The organism is Rhizobium sp. UGM030330-04 (assembly GCF_003208455.1).
Classification (GTDB): Bacteria; Pseudomonadota; Alphaproteobacteria; order Rhizobiales; family Rhizobiaceae; genus Agrobacterium; species Agrobacterium rhizogenes_A.
In genome coordinates, this window is record NZ_QKML01000017.1 from 87,156 (window position 1) to 102,476 (window position 15,321).

The following is a 15,321-nucleotide window of genomic DNA, read 5'->3' on the forward strand; positions in this document are numbered from 1 at the left end:
GGAGAAAGACTTATGTTTACCGTCAATCCCATGCCGGAACAGATCGGCGCCGATATCATCGAGCTTCTTGAAAAGGTTGAAGTCGCAACGATCGGCCATGTGCTTCACTCCGGCTTCGTCGACCCTGAAATCCGCGCGGTCCTGCCGGGCAAGCGGGTGGCCGGCACCGCCGTCACACTGCGCATCCCGAACGCGGATTCGACCATGCTCCACTACCTGACGCAACTCGTGCGCCCGGGCGATATCGTCCTCATCGACCGCTGCGGTGATACCCGCCACGCCTGCTGGGGCGGTGTCATCACCAACACCATGAAGATGGCCGGTGTGAAAGCCGGTGTCGTCGATGGCCCGGCGACCGATTTCTCGGAGTTCACCAAGGTCGACATGCCCATGTGGTGCCGTGGCCCGTCGCCGATCACTACCAAGATCCTTGGCCTGGAAGGCGCGATCAACGTTCCGATCAGTGTTGGCGGCCAGATGATCAATCCGGGCGATGCGATCCTGTGCGATGAAAGCGGTGTTGTTGCCCTTCATCCGAGCCAGGCCCGCGCCATGGCGGAACGCGCCATCAGCATGCAGGAGGCCGAGATCGTGCTTCTGGAGCGCCTGCGCAACGGCGAGAAGCTGCCGGACATTTCCGGCGCGAATAAATTCGTCCAGGCCAAGCTGAGCGCCTGACACAATCTTACGGGTGGCGGATCAGTCCGCCACTCCCAATAACAATAGAGGAGAACAGGACAATGAAGAAATCGATACTTCTGAGCGGGATTCTCATGCTTGGCGCGGCTGCCCTTCCGGCGCACGCCGAACAGACCGTGACATTCCTCGGCTATAGCGGCCTTTTCCAGGAGCGTTATACCAAGGCCGTCATCGAGCCTTTCATGGCCGCCAACCCTGATATCAAGGTCGACTATTTCCCGCAGCAGGGTTCTGCCGCGATGCTCGGCTCGCTGCGCGCCCAGAAGGCTGCGCCGCAGGCCGATATCGCGCTGATGGATGTTTCCGTCGCCAAGACCGGTACGGACGAAGGCCTGTTCGACAAGATCGATGAAAGCGTGACCAGGAATGTCGCCGACCTCTATCCCAATGCCCGCTTCGAAGGCGTGGCCGGCGTCGGCGTGACCTTCGATAACCTTGTCCTCATCTACAACACCGATGCGATCAAGACGGCTCCGGACAGCTGGAATGCCCTGAAGGACAGCGCCCTCAAGGGTAAAGTCGCGATGCTGAGCGCCCCTGATATCGTCGGTATCGGCACGACCATCATCATGGACCACATGAATGGCGGCACAGACTTCATCAAGAATATCGACGCCGGCATCAATGCCATGGCTGAAGTTGCGCCGAATGTTCAGACCTGGGAGCCGAAGCCGGAAGTCTACCCGAATGTCGTCAATGGCCAGGTTTCGCTGGGCGTGGGCTGGAATGCCCGCAGCCAGGTGAATGCCGATGGCTCCAACGGCAAGATGAAGGTCGTTCTTCCCAAGGAAGGCACGATCCTCCAGATCAATACGCTTAATCTCGTCAAGGGCGGACCGTCGTCCGAGGCGGCGCGCAAATTCGTTGACTATGCGCTGAGCCCTGAAGCCCAGGCTGCCTTTACCGCCGCCATGTATTATGCGCCGACCAATGCCAAGGCCACTGTCGCCGACGATGTCAGCGACCGTACCGTCGTCAAGGCGATGGACAAGGTTATCCCGGTTGACTGGATCGGCCTCTCGAAGGTCCGTGACCAGGTCACGCAGGACTGGCGTCGCAAGGTCATTCCGCTCAGCCGCTGAGGCGCGCGCCAAGCGTAGAATGGCAGGTCTTCCGCATCATCCATCATGGCTGCGGAAACATACGAAACGGTTCATTCCCTCTGTCGACACTGGGGTCGGCGGAGGGGTGAGGAACACGGACATGCGTTTCCCGTGACTTTGCAGGTCTGCGAAACGGGAAACGCCGCGAAACAGTACAGCTGAATTTCTGCTGCGACTGCACAGATCAAGAGACAGGCCATTTTCGCGCTCATGGGCCGGATATGTCCTGGAGAAAGGCAAAAAGCCAGAATGGGAACTTCAGACACCATGCAGCCAGGATTCCTCTCGATTCGTTCACTGACCAAGCGCTACGAGACCATGGTCGCCGTGGATAATCTCAATCTCGAGATTCCCAAGGGCGAGCTGGTTGCTTTCCTTGGTCCTTCGGGTTGCGGCAAGTCGACGTCGTTGCGCATGATTGCCGGCCTTGCTCCCGTGACGTCAGGCTCGATCCTGATTGGTGGCAAGGACGTGACGCAGCTTGCGCCCTACAAGCGTGATATCGGTCTGGTTTTCCAGAGCTATGCGCTTTTCCCGCATATGACGGTGCTCAAGAACGTCATGTTCGGTCTTGAAATGCGCAAGGTGCCGGCTGCCGAAGCGGAACGCCGCGCCCGTGAAGCCATTGCCATGGTGCGGCTGGAAGGGCGCGAGGACCGCCGCCCCGCCCAGCTTTCCGGTGGCCAGCAGCAGCGGGTCGCGCTGGCGCGTGCCCTCGTTATCCAGCCTTCCATCCTTTTGTTTGATGAGCCCCTTTCCAATCTCGACGCCAAGCTGCGTGACGAGATGCGCGCCGAAATCCGCCGTATCCAGAAACAGCTCGGCATTACGTCCATCTTCGTCACGCATGATCAGGTCGAGGCGCTCAGCATGTGCGACAAGGTTGCCGTCCTCAACGGCGGGCGGCTGGAACAGCTCGGCACGCCGCATGATCTCTACGAACGCCCGGCGACTGCCTTCGTCGCTTCCTTCGTCGGCCGCACCAACAGGCTGGTCGGCGACGCGGCGGGCGACCGCATCACGGTCGGCGATGCGGTATTGCGTGCGCCCGGTTCGCATAACGGCAAGATCGATCTTATGGTTCGGCCGCATCGCATGGCCATGACGGTCGCCGGTGACGCCGCGCCTGATTTTGACGGAGCACCGGTCAACCGCATCGCCGGCGAGGTCCGGGATGTCTATTATGCGGGGGACATTCTCCAATACGAGATCGTCGCGGGCGGACAGACTTTGTCGGTCGAACGCGCGACCTCCGGCGGTGAAACGCCGGTGGCGGCGGGCAGCGCTGTCAGCCTCGTCTGGCGCGTCGAGGACACGCTGGTCTTCGGAGCAAACCAATGACGGCGTCGGTTATGATCACGGCTCCCGGCAGCCGTACCTCCTCCATGGTGTTTCTCGCCACCCTGCTTCTCGGGCCGATCATCGCGGTCAACGGCCTGGCCTTCGTGCTGCCTGTCTTCAACCTGCTGCTGCTTTCCTTCCGCGAAAGCCTGGGCGGAGGTGGCCTTGGGGAAGCTCACACGCTGGAAAACTGGTCGTCCACTCTCACCGACGGTTTTTATATCGAACTGATCGGCCAGAGCATCCTCACGAGCCTTCTGATCACCGTTCTGACGCTCGTCGCCTCCTATCCCATCGCCCTTTACCTTCACCGTGCGCAGGGCCGCTGGAAGACGCTGCTGCTGGTGCTCGTCATTTCGCCGCTGCTGACCTCGGCTGTGGTGCGCACCTATGGCTGGATCGCCATCCTTGCCGATGACGGCCTCATCAACAACATTCTCTTCGCGCTGGGTGCGCAAGGCGGCGTGCGTCTCTTGTTCAACAAGATCGGCGTCGTCATCGGCCTCACCGAAATCCTGATGCCCTATATGATTCTCGCTCTTCTGGCCGGTTTCGGCAGGCTCGATCCACGTGTCGAGGAAGCTGCGGAAACGCTCGGCGCGTCGCCCTGGAGAGTGTTCTGGCGGATCATCGTGCCGCTCACCATGCCCGGCGTCGCGCTTGGTTGCCTGCTCTCCTTCGTTCTGGCCGTCAGCTCCTTCATCACGCCCAAGCTGCTCGGCGGCGGCCGGGTCTTCCTTCTGGCGACGGAAATCTACGACCAGGCCATCGTGACGCTCAACTGGCCACTCGCCGCCACGCTTTCGATGATCATCCTTGTGATTTTCGGTGCTGCCCTGGTTCTCTATTCCCGGCTTCTGCGGGCCGTTCTTTAAAGGAGATCGAAGATGGAAGAACGCTCCGCACCGCTGGCGCTGAAAATTGCCGCCTTTGTCATGTTCCTCTTCCTGCTTGCGCCTGTCGTGCTCGTCGTGCCGATCTCGTTTTCGGCCGACAGCTACATGACCTTCCCGCCCTCGGGCTGGAGCCTGCGCTGGTATGTCGATCTCATGCATAATTCCAAGATGATCGGTGCGCTCGGCACCAGTACGGTCCTCGCCGTCATCGTCACCGTGCTGTCCATGCTGATCGCGCTGCCTGCCTCTTATGCGATTGTCCGCATGCGGGTGATCGGCGCGGATGCTTTGCTGGCCTTCTTCACCGCGCCGCTGCTTTTGCCGACCATCGTTCTTGGTCTTGCGATCCTGATCGTCTTCGCCGGCGCGGGTCTGCTCGGTACCTTCACCGGGTTGGTGGTTGCGCATCTCATCATCGTGCTTCCCTATGCCCTGCGGGTGCTCACCACCTCGCTTGCCGGCCTTCCTCTGATCTTCGAAGAGGCCGCCTCCACGCTGGGAGCATCGCCGCTCACTGTCTTCCGCCGCATCACCATGCCGATGATTGCGCCGGGCGTTGTTGCCACGGCGGCGCTTTCCTTTCTCGTGTCGTTCGATGAAGCCGTGATTTCACTGTTCCTCACCGGTCCGCGCATCACAACGCTTCCTGTCGCCATGTATCAGCATGTTGAAACCCAGGCTGATCCGCTCGTTGCCGCCATTTCCGTTCTTCTGATCGTGCTGACACTTGCCGTCGTCCTGATCGTGGATCGTACGGCGGGCCTTACGAAGACCTTCGTAAAGTAGGGGCCGTCAGAATGGCATATCGACAGATCGCCGCCGGTACGACCTATCGTTTCGACGATTTGAAGACGCTGATGGCGAAGGCAACCCCGGAAAGGTCGGGCGACCAGCTCGCCGGGCTCTCGGCGGAGGGGCCGGTGGAACGGCTGGCGGCGCAGATGGCGCTGGCCGACCTGCCGCTTTCCACCTTCGTTGCGCAGGAGCTGATCGCCTCTGACGAGGATGAGGTTTCGGCACTTATCGCCCGTCAGCACGACGCGCGGGCCTTCGCGCCGGTCGCGTCCCTGACGGTTGGCGAGTTTCGCGAGTGGCTGCTCAATCCCGGGACCGGGCAGGCGGAACTGGAGGCGGTAACATGGGGTCTGACACCGGAAATGGTGGCGGCGGTTTCCAAGATCATGCGGTTGCAGGATCTGGTGACGGTATCGGCCAAAAGGGAAGTCGTCAGCCGGTTTCGCAACACGATTGGTCTTTCCGGCCGCTTGTCCACCCGCAACCAGCCGAACCATCCCACCGACGATTCTCTCGGCATCGCCATCTCTGCCGTTGACGGATTGCTGCTCGGCAGCGGCGACGCGGTGATTGGTGTCAACCCGGCGACAAGTGCGCTATCGGACTATATCCGCGTCGTGCAATTGCTCGACGATCTGCGGCAATGGCTCGACATTCCCACCCAGACCTGCTGCCTCGGCCATGTGACGACGGCAATCCGAGCGATGGAGCGGGCCGCGCCCGTCGATCTGGTGTTCCAGTCGATTGCCGGCTCCGAGAAGGCCAATGCCGGTTTCGGCGTTAATCTTGCCGTTCTGCGGGAAGCGCATGAGGCCGGTCTGTCGCTGAAGCGCGGAACGATCGGCAGCAATCTCATGTATTTCGAGACGGGGCAGGGGGCTGCCCTGTCGGCGGATGCCCATTTCGGCGTCGATCAGCAGACCATGGAGGCACGCGCCTATGCCGTGGCGCGGGAATTCTCGCCGCTTCTGGTCAATACCGTCGTTGGCTTCATCGGCCCGGAATATCTCTACAATGGCAAGCAGATCATCCGTGCCGGCCTTGAGGATCATTTCTGTGGCAAGCTGCTCGGCCTGCCGATGGGCGTTGATGTCTGTTATACCAACCATGCCGATGCCGATCAGGAAGACATGGACATGCTGTTGACCATGCTGTGTGCGGCCAATGTCAATTTCGTCATTACCGTGCCCGGTTCGGACGATGTGATGTTGAATTACCAGACGCTTTCCCACCATGATTCCATCTATGCCCGCGAAACGCTGAAACGCCGGCCTGCGCCGGAATTTGCGGCTTGGCTGGAGAAGGTGGGCCTGACGGATGCCGGTGGCCGCATGATCGAGAACCCGGCGCTGATGAACCGCGCGCTTTGTGAACTTGATTTTCTGGCAAGGGAAGCCGCCTGATGCGCGATCGCCGATCCTCCCTCGTTTCCGGTCCGCCGGAGCGCCTCAAGGCCCTGCGGGCCATGACGGATGCGCGGGTGGCGCTTGGCCGCACCGGGGCAAGTCCGCCGACACGCGCGGTACAGACATTTCTGCTGGATCACGCGCAAGCGCGTCAGGCCGTGTGGCGTCCGCTGGATATCGACGGGGTGGGACGCGATTTGCGTGCCCTGGGTGCCGATGTCGTGCATGTGGCAAGCCGCGCGCCGGATCGTGCGGATTATCTGCGTCGACCCGATCTCGGCCGCGCCCTTTCCGACGAAGGGGCGCGCGCGCTTGAGGGGAAGGGCAAGGGAGCCGATGTCGCATTGGTAATTGCCGACGGCCTTTCGGCAACGGCTGTGGAGATGAATGCCGTGCCGGTGGCGACAGCTTTGCTGCAGGCGCTGGCAAGCGAAGGGTTGACGGTTGCACCGATCACGCTTGCGACGCAGGCGCGGGTGGCTCTCGGTGACGATGTGGGCGCCGCACTCGGCGCAAAGGTGGCGGTGATCCTGATCGGCGAGCGTCCCGGCCTTTCGGCCGCCGACAGTCTGGGGGCCTATGTGACATTCGGGCCGAAGACCGGATTGCCCGATTCCCGACGCAACTGCATCTCCAACATTCGCGATGGTGGCGTGTCGCCCGTCGAAGCGGCCGGCAAGATCATGATCCTGATCCGCGCCATGTGCCAGCAAGAGACGAGTGGGGTGGTACTGATTGAGTTCGAGGAGCCTGTCACGGCTTTGTCTGGATAGAACCAGGCGAATTTCACTTCCGTTCGTAAACCTGCAAGGTGCATCGGCTCAGCCCGTTGCGCCCACGATTTCGCTTTCGAACCACCAAGGCAAAGGGACGCCGTTATGGCCCAGACATCTGATATGAGCCGCGCCACGCAATTCGACGTCGCCATCATTGGCGCAGGGGTGGTCGGTTGCGCAGTCGCCCGCCGTTTCGCACTGGCCGGGGCGAAGGTGGTGGTCATCGAAAAAGGCTCAGACATCCTTTCCGGGGCCTCCAAGGCCAACAGCGCCATTCTCCATACCGGTTTCGATGCCCCGGAAGGCAGTCTGGAGCTGGAACTGGTGAAGGCAGGTCGGGCGGAATACCTGTCGATCCATGGACAGATGGGTCTCAGCCTTGTCGAAACCGGTGCGCTGGTCTGCGCCTGGAATGCGGACGAAGCTGAAAGGCTGGAGGCTATCGCCGATCAGGGGAGGCGCAACGGTATTGCCGAGCTTGATCTCCTTACCGCCGGGCGGGCGCGGGAAGCCATGCCGGGCCTGTCCGGCCATCTGGCGGCCGCGCTCGAGGTGCCAGGAGAACACATCATCGATCCGTGGTCCGCTCCGCTCGGTTATCTCACGCAGGCGGTGGCGCTTGGGGCGCAGCTGGTGCGCAATGCCGAGGTCCTGTCCGGTGCGTTTGATGGTACATGGCACATCGAGACGGCGGCGGGTCCGATCCTTGCAGCGAGTGTCGTCAATGCCGCCGGCTTGTTCGGCGATATCGTCGATGCGCGCCTGGGTCTTGCGCCTGAATTCAGGATCAAGCCCCGCAAGGGGCAGTTCGTCGTGCTGGACAAGGCGGCCCGCCGGCATGTGCCGCGCATCGTCCTGCCCGTTCCCACCGAAATCACCAAGGGTATCGTGGTGTGCCCGACCGCCTTTGGCAATGTTCTCGTCGGGCCGACGGCGGAAGAGCAGGATGATCGCGAACGTGCGACCGTGGAGACGGCGACGCTGGAGGCGTTGCTGAAGCGGGGAGCGGAAATCGTTCCCGCATTGGCAGCCGTTTCCGTGACCGCCGCTTATGCCGGCCTGCGTCCGGCGTCTGAAAAGAAGCACTACCGGATTTCTGCGCGTCCGGACCGGCGGGCGATCACGCTCGGCGGTATCCGCTCTACCGGTCTCAGCGCTGCGCTTGGTCTGGCGCAACATGCGCTGGCGCTTTACGAGGGTTTCGCCAGCCCTTTTGTCCCGCCTCCATCAGTGCCAGAAGTGACAGTGCCCAACCTCACCGAAACCAGCGAGCGGGACTGGCAGCGTGTCGATCACGGCGAAATCGTCTGCCATTGCGAACTCGTCACCCGGCGCGAAATAGAGGAGACATTTTCCAGTGCGGTGCCACCGGGCGATTTCGGCGGATTACGGCGGCGCACCCGCGCCGGGATGGGGCGCTGCCAGGGTTTTTACTGCAACGCCCGGCTGGCCGCGATGACGGGTGGGCGTCTGGCTGTACCGCTTGCGGTCAATGGGGGAGACGACCGATGAACGGTTCAAAGCCTTTTCAGCAAATGGGAGAAAGAACTCCGGATGCTGATGTGATCGTAATCGGCGGCGGTCCGGCGGGCGTGGCCGCGGCACTGGAACTGAAGGCGCGCGGCATTGCCCGCGTGGTGATCCTCGACCGGGAGCAGGCCATTGGTGGCGCGCCCCGGCATTGCTCGCACTCGCCTTTCGGTATGCGCGAATTCGGTCGCATCTATTTCGGCCCGGCCTATGCGAAACGCCTGCAGCGGGAAGTGCTGGATGCCGGGGTGGATATCCGCCTCGGCCATTCGGTCGTGGAACTCACACAGGATGGTGCGGTGCTGGTGGCATCGGCGCGCGGTGTCGAGACATTGAGCGCCAGACGCATCGTTCTGGCCACCGGCGCGCGGGAAAAACCGCGTTCGGCGCGGCTTTTGCCTGGCGATCGGCCGGTGGGCGTGATCACCACCGGTACGTTGCAGTCCTTTGTCGCCTTTCATGGCATCATGCCCTTCAGACGACCGTTGATCATTGGTTCGGAACTAGTTTCGTTCTCGGCACTTCTCACGTGCCTGACGCATCATGCGCGGCCGGTGGCGATGATCGAGCCTGAGCCGGAACCGCTGGCGTGGTCCGCTTTTCAATGGTTTCCCCGGTTGTTCGGCGTGCCCTTTCATTGCCGTGCGACGCTTGCGGATATTCGCGGGCGAGGCCGTGTCGAGGAGGCGGATATCCGGCTGGCGGACGGCCGCCTCCTGACGGTCAAGTGCGATGGTGTCCTTCTGACCGGGCGGTTCACGCCGGAGGCAGCGCTTCTCGACGCATCCCCGCTCGATGTGGCGGCAGGCAGCGCCGGGGCGATGATCGATCAGGACGGACGGATGCCCAATCCGGTTTTCTTTGCCGGCGGGAATATATTGCGGGCGGTGGAAACGGGTGGATGGTCGTTTCGCGAAGGCCGTCGGGTTGGTGCTGCGGTGGCTGATGATCTTGCCCGTGAACCCTGCAACACCCGTGCGGTGCCTGTCACCTTCGCCGATCCGCTCAAGCTGGCGGTTCCCGCCATGTTGCGGCCGGGCGGGCTTGATCGTCCGGCCTTTTGCGATTTTCAGCTGCGTTTTGCGAGACGTGTCAGAGGCCGGCTTTCTCTTCATCTCGACGGTGCGGAGGTGTGGAGCAGGACTGGCCTTTGGCTGCCGGAACGCCGCGTGCTTGTACCCATTCCCGGTGCCGCCTTGGAAGCGAGCCGGATTGCCTTTCACTTTCTGGAGACGGATTGATGCGTATTGCGGCGATCGATCAGGGGACAACATCGACCCGGTGCCTCCTAGTGGACGATGGTGGTACGGCGAAGCTCGCGTCGAGCCTGCGTCACGCGCAGTTTTATCCGGCCGCGGGTCAGGTCGAGCATGATCCGGAAGAACTGCTGCGCAATATCCGCGCGGTACTGGCCGCCGCCGGTCCGGTGGATGCGATAGCCATCGCCAATCAGGGTGAGAGCTGTCTTGCCTGGGACGCCGAAAGCGGCGAGGCGCTCTCACCGGTTATCGTCTGGCAGGATGCCCGAACAGCTGAGGCCTTGGCTGCCCTGCCGCAATCGGCTGTTGATCTTTCGAAAGAAATTTGCGGGCTGCCGCTCGATCCTTATTTTTCGGCTAGCAAACTGTCGTGGTTGGTCAAGCACAACCCGGCGGTTGCCCGGGCAAGGGCCGCAGGAAGGTTGCGGCTGGGCACCACCGATGCGTTCTTTCTGGACCGGCTGGCGGGCTGTTTTCACACCGACCTCGCAACGGCCTCGCGCACGGGATTGCTCGATCTGGATACCGGAGACTGGAGCCCGGAACTCTGCGCGCTTCACGGCGTGCCGCGGGATTGCCTGCCTGCAATCAGCCCTGTCGATGGCGGCTTCGGTTCGATTGACGGAACGCCGGTCCGCGTTTCCATCGTCGACCAGCAGGCGGCGCTTTATGGGCATGGCTGCCGCAAGCACGGCGATTGCAAGATAACTTTCGGCACTGGTGCTTTTCTCCTGGCCGTGGCGGGGAATGAGCGTCCCCTGACGGAAGGGCTCTTGCCGGCGGTCGGCTGGCAAATGCAGGATGCCTCTACCGTCTTTGCCATCGAAGGCGGGGTCTATGATGCCGGTGCGGTGCTTGAATGGGCGCGAAAGATCGGTCTCTATGCGGAGAATGCCGAACTTGACGGTTTCGAGGGGGCGTCGGCCATTCGCCGTGGTCTTGCATTCGTGCCCGCCCTTTCGGGCCTTGCCGCACCCTATTGGGACAGGCAGGCCGTGCCGCTGTTCATCGGCATGGACCATGCCACAGAACGAAGCGACATGGTGCGCGCCATGCTGGAAGGCATTGCACTGCTGACGGTCCGTCTGATGGAGGCTGCGGCGGCTGCCGTTCCTGTCAGCGATACGATTTCCATCGACGGCGGTTTGTCGAATAGCCGCTATTTCGCCCGTTTCCTCGCGGCTGCCAGTGGCCGAACCATTCGCGTGCCCGCCATGCGAGAGTTGACGGCGCTGGGGCTGGCGGAACTGTGCGGTATTGATGTAACCGCGATGCGAAACGATGCCGAGATATTTGCACCGGACGGATCGGTTGACACCACAGACCATCAACGCTTCGCACGTGCCATAGACAATGCGCGGGCCTGGCGGAACGGTTGAGGGTTTTTGCTGCACCTATCGCAAATTTTTGACCCGCGGTTTGCCGGTTATTCGCGCTGAATACCCGTGGGTGTCGGTGACAAGGCAATTACGGCCAGTCGTCATTCGTCTCGTAGACCGAAGGGCGATTGCTTCTGGCACGTTCATTTCTCCGGTCGAACGAGCAGTTTTTCGGTCATCTCATTCTGGATGGCGATGGTCTGTTCCAGTACTTCGGCCACGATCTGCAGTTCTTCGGCACTGCGCTTGTCAAAGGCGGCGGCGCCGGCCTTGGCCAATGGCAGATAGACCTCATGGATCAGCGCTTCGGTCGCTGCGGACGCCTCTACCAGCACCTTGCGCCGGTCGCGTGGATCAGGTCGTCGACGAACATAGTTGCGGGCTTCGAGCCGGTCCACCAGAGCCGTTACCGCAGCCGGGGTGAGCCGAGTTGCCCGGGCAATCGCGCTCGCTGTCTGGGGGCCGCTGGTGAGAAAGCTCAGGCACAGCCGCTCGGCGGGGCCGAGCTGGAAAATATCGCCTACCGTTTCGTCATAACGCTGGCTTGCTTCCTGCCAGCGCATGATCAGGGCGCCAAGTTTCTCAATGAGCTCGGGTTTCGCAGTGCTTGACTTATTTAGTTCGATCATCTAACTATCATATTATCTAATATTTAAGCTGTCGCATTATGTCTCGACCATGGTCGATGAGGCAAGAATGAAAACCAGGATCGGTATCGTTGGGGCGGGTTTTGCCGGACTGGGTCTGGCCCTGGCACTCGCCCGGAAAGGTTTTTCGCCCACCGTCATTGAAAAAAGAAGCGAAGAGCAGTTACGGAACGAGGGCATTTTCCTGACGCTGGCGCCCAACGGCATGAATGCGTTGCGCGGCCTGGGTCTGGCCGAAGCCGCGCTTGAGCGGGGTATCGAGACGCGGGGGCTGATCTTTCACAACGCGCATGGTCGTACGCTGGGAGCACTTGATTACACAAAACATGCTCAGCGTTTTGCCGCACCGTCGGTCACCATCCGTCGGGGCGAACTGGTTTCCATCCTCCTCGCAGCGTCGCGGACTGCCGGGATCAGAATGCGCTTTGGTGCGGCGGTCGAAGCCATCGTGGAAACTCCATCTGAAGTGTTGGTGCATGGTCCGGACGGCGGCACGGAGGGCTTCGACATTCTCGTTGCCGCCGACGGGTTGCGCTCCACCGTACGGCACCTCGGCATGCCCGAGCTGCCACTTCCGATCTACAGCGGACTCCAGGGCAGCGGGGGCATTGTGGACGTACCCGAAGTCCCCGACACTGATGGGCGCATGCTCATGACTTTTGGCCGCAACGCTTTTTTCGGCTATCTCAAGGCGGTGGATGGGCCGGTCTATTGGTTCAATACCTATCGGCAGACCGATGAAACTCGGGCCCAGCCACTGACAGGAACCGCGCTGTTGCAATATCTGGCCGAACTGCACCGGCCGGATCCCGAAGTGAACCGACGCATCATCGCCGCAGTCGATCCTGCCTCCATCCGTGCGTATCCGGATTACGACATGCCAAGCCTCGCACACTGGTCGGTCGGTCGGACAGTGCTGATCGGAGACGCGGCCCACGCCGTAACGCCCCATTCCGGTCAGGGCGCCTCGATGGCGCTGGAGGATGCGCTCGTTCTGGCGGCGGCTATTGCCGTGGAAACGACACCCACCCAGGCCTTCCGGCGTTTCGAATCGCTGCGCCGGGCGAGGGTGGAAGCGGCGGTGCGTCTCGGCCGGCAAAGCGGTGGGCCGAAAAAGGCCCAAGGTTGGCTTTCGCTGCGGCTGCGTGACCTGCTGCTCCCGCTTGTCATTCCGCTCGGGCAGAAGGCGCAGGAAAAATTCTTTGCTTATCGAGCCGACCGAGACCCTCTATCACCACCCTGAGCTTTTTTTTTACGAGACCCGGGCCGCATATGTTTGACAGGACGAAAACAATGACCAGGCAAATCGAAGGCATCATTCCCGTCATGATCACGCCGTTCAGGGACGGCAAGATAGATTTCGAAGGCGTTGCAAATCTCGTGGAATGGTACATCGCCAATGGATCGGACGCGCTGTTTGCCGTTTGCCAGTCATCGGAAATGTTGTTCCTCACCCTTGAGGAGCGGGTGGAACTGGCCGCTTTCGTCAAGAAAGCCGCAGCTGGCCGCATTCCCGTCATTGCCTCGGGGCATGTCAGTGAGACGCTGGAAGATCAACGGAAAGAACTCGATGCGATCGCGCAGACGGGTGTTGACGGCATGGTGCTTGTCACCAACCGGCTCGACGCGGGGCAGGAGGGTGGCTCGAAGTTTCTCGACGATCTCGGCTGGCTTCTTGAGCGTCTGCCCTCCGATCTGCCGCTTGGCCTCTACGAATGCCCTGCGCCTTACCGCCGTCTCATGACCGATGCCGAAATTTCCTTCTGTGCCGGCAGCGGTCGCTTCGTCATTCTCAAGGATGTCTCCTGCGATCTTGAAACGGTTAAGCGGCGTGTGGCTCTCACCGAGGGTACGCCGCTTGCCATCGTCAACGCCAATGCCGCGATAGCATTTGACGCCATGAAAGCAGGGTCTCGTGGCTTTACCGGTGTCTTCACCAATTTCCACCCCGATCTTTACAAATGGCTGCTCACGAAAGCTCACCGGCATCCGCAACTCGCAGACGAACTGTCGGTTTACCTGGCACTTGCCGCCATGGCGGAACCCATGGGCTATCCCAAACTGGCGAAGCTTTATCACCAGCGTCTCGGCACCATTCGCGAGATCGAAAGCCGTGCGGTGACGTTTGACATTCAGGAGCGTTTCTGGGCGATAGAGGCGCTGCTGGACAAGATCATGCAGGGAACCGCTGATTTCCGCCGTCGCCTAAGCCAAGCCTCATGATTTCCTGCGGCTGGCTATCGCGATATCTTGTCCAGTCGTTCAAACAGGCCGTTTAGGTCCGCGCGGGCGCGGGCGATGTCCTCGCTGTCGCCGTTGCGCTCGGCAAAGGCCACCTGCCGCCGGAACAGATCCTCAGCGCCGGCATGGTCCCCTGCCGAAAAACTGGCTATTGCCAGATCGCGCAATGCCGCGCCGATCGCGTCGAGAATTTCATGCCGCTCGGCGATTTCCAGCCGCCGGCGCATCAGTTCCACTGATCTGTCAGGGTGTTCGAGCGCAAACTCGTTCTGGGCGAGATTGCCGATTATACGCAACAGGGCCGGATCGTCCTTGCCGAAGGCGATCTCGGCACGCGCCAGCGCTTCCGAATTGAGGTCGCGCGCCTCTTCAAATTCAGCGGCTTCATGCAGACAGAAAGCAAGATCCGTCATTGCGGCAAGCATGGTGTTCTCCTCTGCATCCGGATCGGCCCTGACGATCGCCAGCGCGCCACGATGCAGATGGATCGCTTCCTGCCACTTGTGGTCGCGGGCAAACGCAACGGCCCTTGCGGTCATGAGAGAGGCGCGTTCCGGTGGTGTCAGAAAGGGGTGGTTGCCGTCGATCGCAAGTGCCGTTTCAACCGGCTCCTTATAGGCGGGATTGCGCTGTTTCCACAGTACGAAACCGCGGATCAGGCTCGATCTGCCAAGCACATGGGGTTGGTCAGCGGCGGGATTGTCCTTATCCTCGACCAGTTCCTCGCAGATACGGGCCAGCTCCAGAAGCAGTGCCTCGACGCTGAAGCGCTTCTCCGGATTGCGGATCATAATCCGAAGGTCTTCCAGCCGTTGTTCGGGATCGACGGCCGGGGAAAATTCCCTGCCCATCCTTGTCAGCACCCGTTCGATTGCTTCGTCCGCATCGTCGCGACCACCCATCCGGGCACGACGAAACAGATAGAGCGCTTCTTCGAGGTCACATTCCGTGCCCTTGCCATCCTCGTGGGCCAGACCGAGTGTGTAGGCTGCTCGGTCGAAACCGCCATCGAGCGCGGCGGCGAGCAACTGAATGCCTTTTTCGGCATCTTCCTTCACGATCGTTCCATAATAATAGGCAACGCCGAGATTGTTGGCGCCGCGGGGATTACCGGCCTGAAGGGCGCGGCGATACCAGTAAAGCGCCCGGATCGGGCTCTTGCGGATACCGGTGCCGGTACTGTAGCGATGGCCGAGGCTGACCATGGAATCGCTGTCGCCGAGGTGGGCTCCCTGGCTGAAGAGCTTGA

At 61.4% G+C, this 15,321-nt stretch carries 14 protein-coding genes; 12 read left to right on the forward strand and 2 right to left on the reverse strand.

Annotated elements, in window-relative coordinates:
* Positions 1-12 precede the first annotated feature (12 nt).
* The 10 genes from N434_RS22670 to N434_RS22715 all read left to right on the forward strand — a co-directional run bounded on the left by N434_RS22670 (position 13) and on the right by N434_RS22715 (position 11,184).
* Positions 13-678, forward strand: coding sequence for an RraA family protein (locus N434_RS22670; RefSeq protein ID WP_065117199.1), 666 nt, complete (start codon positions 13-15; stop codon positions 676-678).
* A gap of 62 nt (positions 679-740) precedes the next feature.
* A complete protein-coding gene (locus N434_RS22675; RefSeq protein ID WP_065117200.1) occupies positions 741-1,781 on the forward strand; it encodes an ABC transporter substrate-binding protein in 1,041 nt (346 codons plus the stop codon).
* A gap of 288 nt (positions 1,782-2,069) precedes the next feature.
* Positions 2,070-3,143 (forward strand): ABC transporter ATP-binding protein, encoded by a 1,074-nt coding sequence (locus N434_RS22680; protein ID WP_065117201.1) that lies wholly within the window; start codon positions 2,070-2,072, stop codon positions 3,141-3,143.
* Positions 3,140-4,018, forward strand: a complete 879-nt coding sequence (locus tag N434_RS22685) for an ABC transporter permease (RefSeq protein ID WP_065117202.1) — start codon at positions 3,140-3,142, stop codon at positions 4,016-4,018. Before N434_RS22680 ends, N434_RS22685 begins: the two co-directional genes overlap by 4 nt.
* A 12-nt stretch (positions 4,019-4,030) precedes the next feature.
* The gene (locus tag N434_RS22690; protein ID WP_110760402.1) at positions 4,031-4,825 is read left to right on the forward strand and encodes an ABC transporter permease; all 795 of its coding nucleotides are present in this window, start codon (positions 4,031-4,033) and stop codon (positions 4,823-4,825) included.
* Positions 4,826-4,836: 11 nt separating this feature from the next.
* Entirely contained in the window at positions 4,837-6,237 is a 1,401-nt protein-coding gene (locus N434_RS22695) for an ethanolamine ammonia-lyase subunit EutB (RefSeq protein ID WP_110760403.1), read from the forward strand.
* Entirely contained in the window at positions 6,237-7,013 is a 777-nt protein-coding gene (gene eutC / locus N434_RS22700; RefSeq protein WP_110760404.1) for an ethanolamine ammonia-lyase subunit EutC, read from the forward strand. The genes N434_RS22695 and eutC overlap by 1 nt, the downstream gene beginning before the upstream one ends.
* Before the next feature lie 105 nt (positions 7,014-7,118).
* The gene (locus N434_RS22705; RefSeq protein ID WP_110760405.1) at positions 7,119-8,528 is read left to right on the forward strand and encodes an NAD(P)/FAD-dependent oxidoreductase; all 1,410 of its coding nucleotides are present in this window, start codon (positions 7,119-7,121) and stop codon (positions 8,526-8,528) included.
* Positions 8,525-9,787 carry an FAD-dependent oxidoreductase gene (locus N434_RS22710; RefSeq protein WP_110760406.1) on the forward strand — a complete coding sequence of 421 codons (1,263 nt, stop codon included), beginning with the start codon at positions 8,525-8,527 and terminating at the stop codon, positions 9,785-9,787. The genes N434_RS22705 and N434_RS22710 overlap by 4 nt, the downstream gene beginning before the upstream one ends.
* A complete protein-coding gene (locus N434_RS22715) occupies positions 9,787-11,184 on the forward strand; it encodes an FGGY family carbohydrate kinase (protein ID WP_110760407.1) in 1,398 nt (465 codons plus the stop codon). The genes N434_RS22710 and N434_RS22715 overlap by 1 nt, the downstream gene beginning before the upstream one ends.
* A gap of 143 nt (positions 11,185-11,327) precedes the next feature.
* On the opposite strand, the gene N434_RS22720 is transcribed toward N434_RS22715, so the two are convergent.
* A complete protein-coding gene (locus N434_RS22720; protein ID WP_110760408.1) occupies positions 11,328-11,813 on the reverse strand; it encodes a MarR family winged helix-turn-helix transcriptional regulator in 486 nt (161 codons plus the stop codon).
* 67 nt (positions 11,814-11,880) lie between these two features.
* Between N434_RS22720 and N434_RS22725 the strand changes: the two genes are divergently transcribed.
* Together N434_RS22725 and N434_RS22730 are read left to right on the forward strand one after the other, a co-directional pair.
* Complete coding sequence (locus N434_RS22725; protein ID WP_181424050.1) at positions 11,881-13,074, forward strand: FAD-dependent monooxygenase; 1,194 nt, start codon at positions 11,881-11,883, stop codon at positions 13,072-13,074.
* Positions 13,075-13,124: 50 nt separating this feature from the next.
* The gene (locus N434_RS22730) at positions 13,125-14,054 is read left to right on the forward strand and encodes a dihydrodipicolinate synthase family protein (protein ID WP_110760415.1); all 930 of its coding nucleotides are present in this window, start codon (positions 13,125-13,127) and stop codon (positions 14,052-14,054) included.
* A 14-nt stretch (positions 14,055-14,068) separates the two neighbouring features.
* Here the strand turns inward: N434_RS22730 and N434_RS22735 are convergent.
* Positions 14,069-15,321: SEL1-like repeat protein (locus tag N434_RS22735; RefSeq protein WP_146227690.1), on the reverse strand; the 1,253-nt coding region annotated here is incomplete at its 5' end.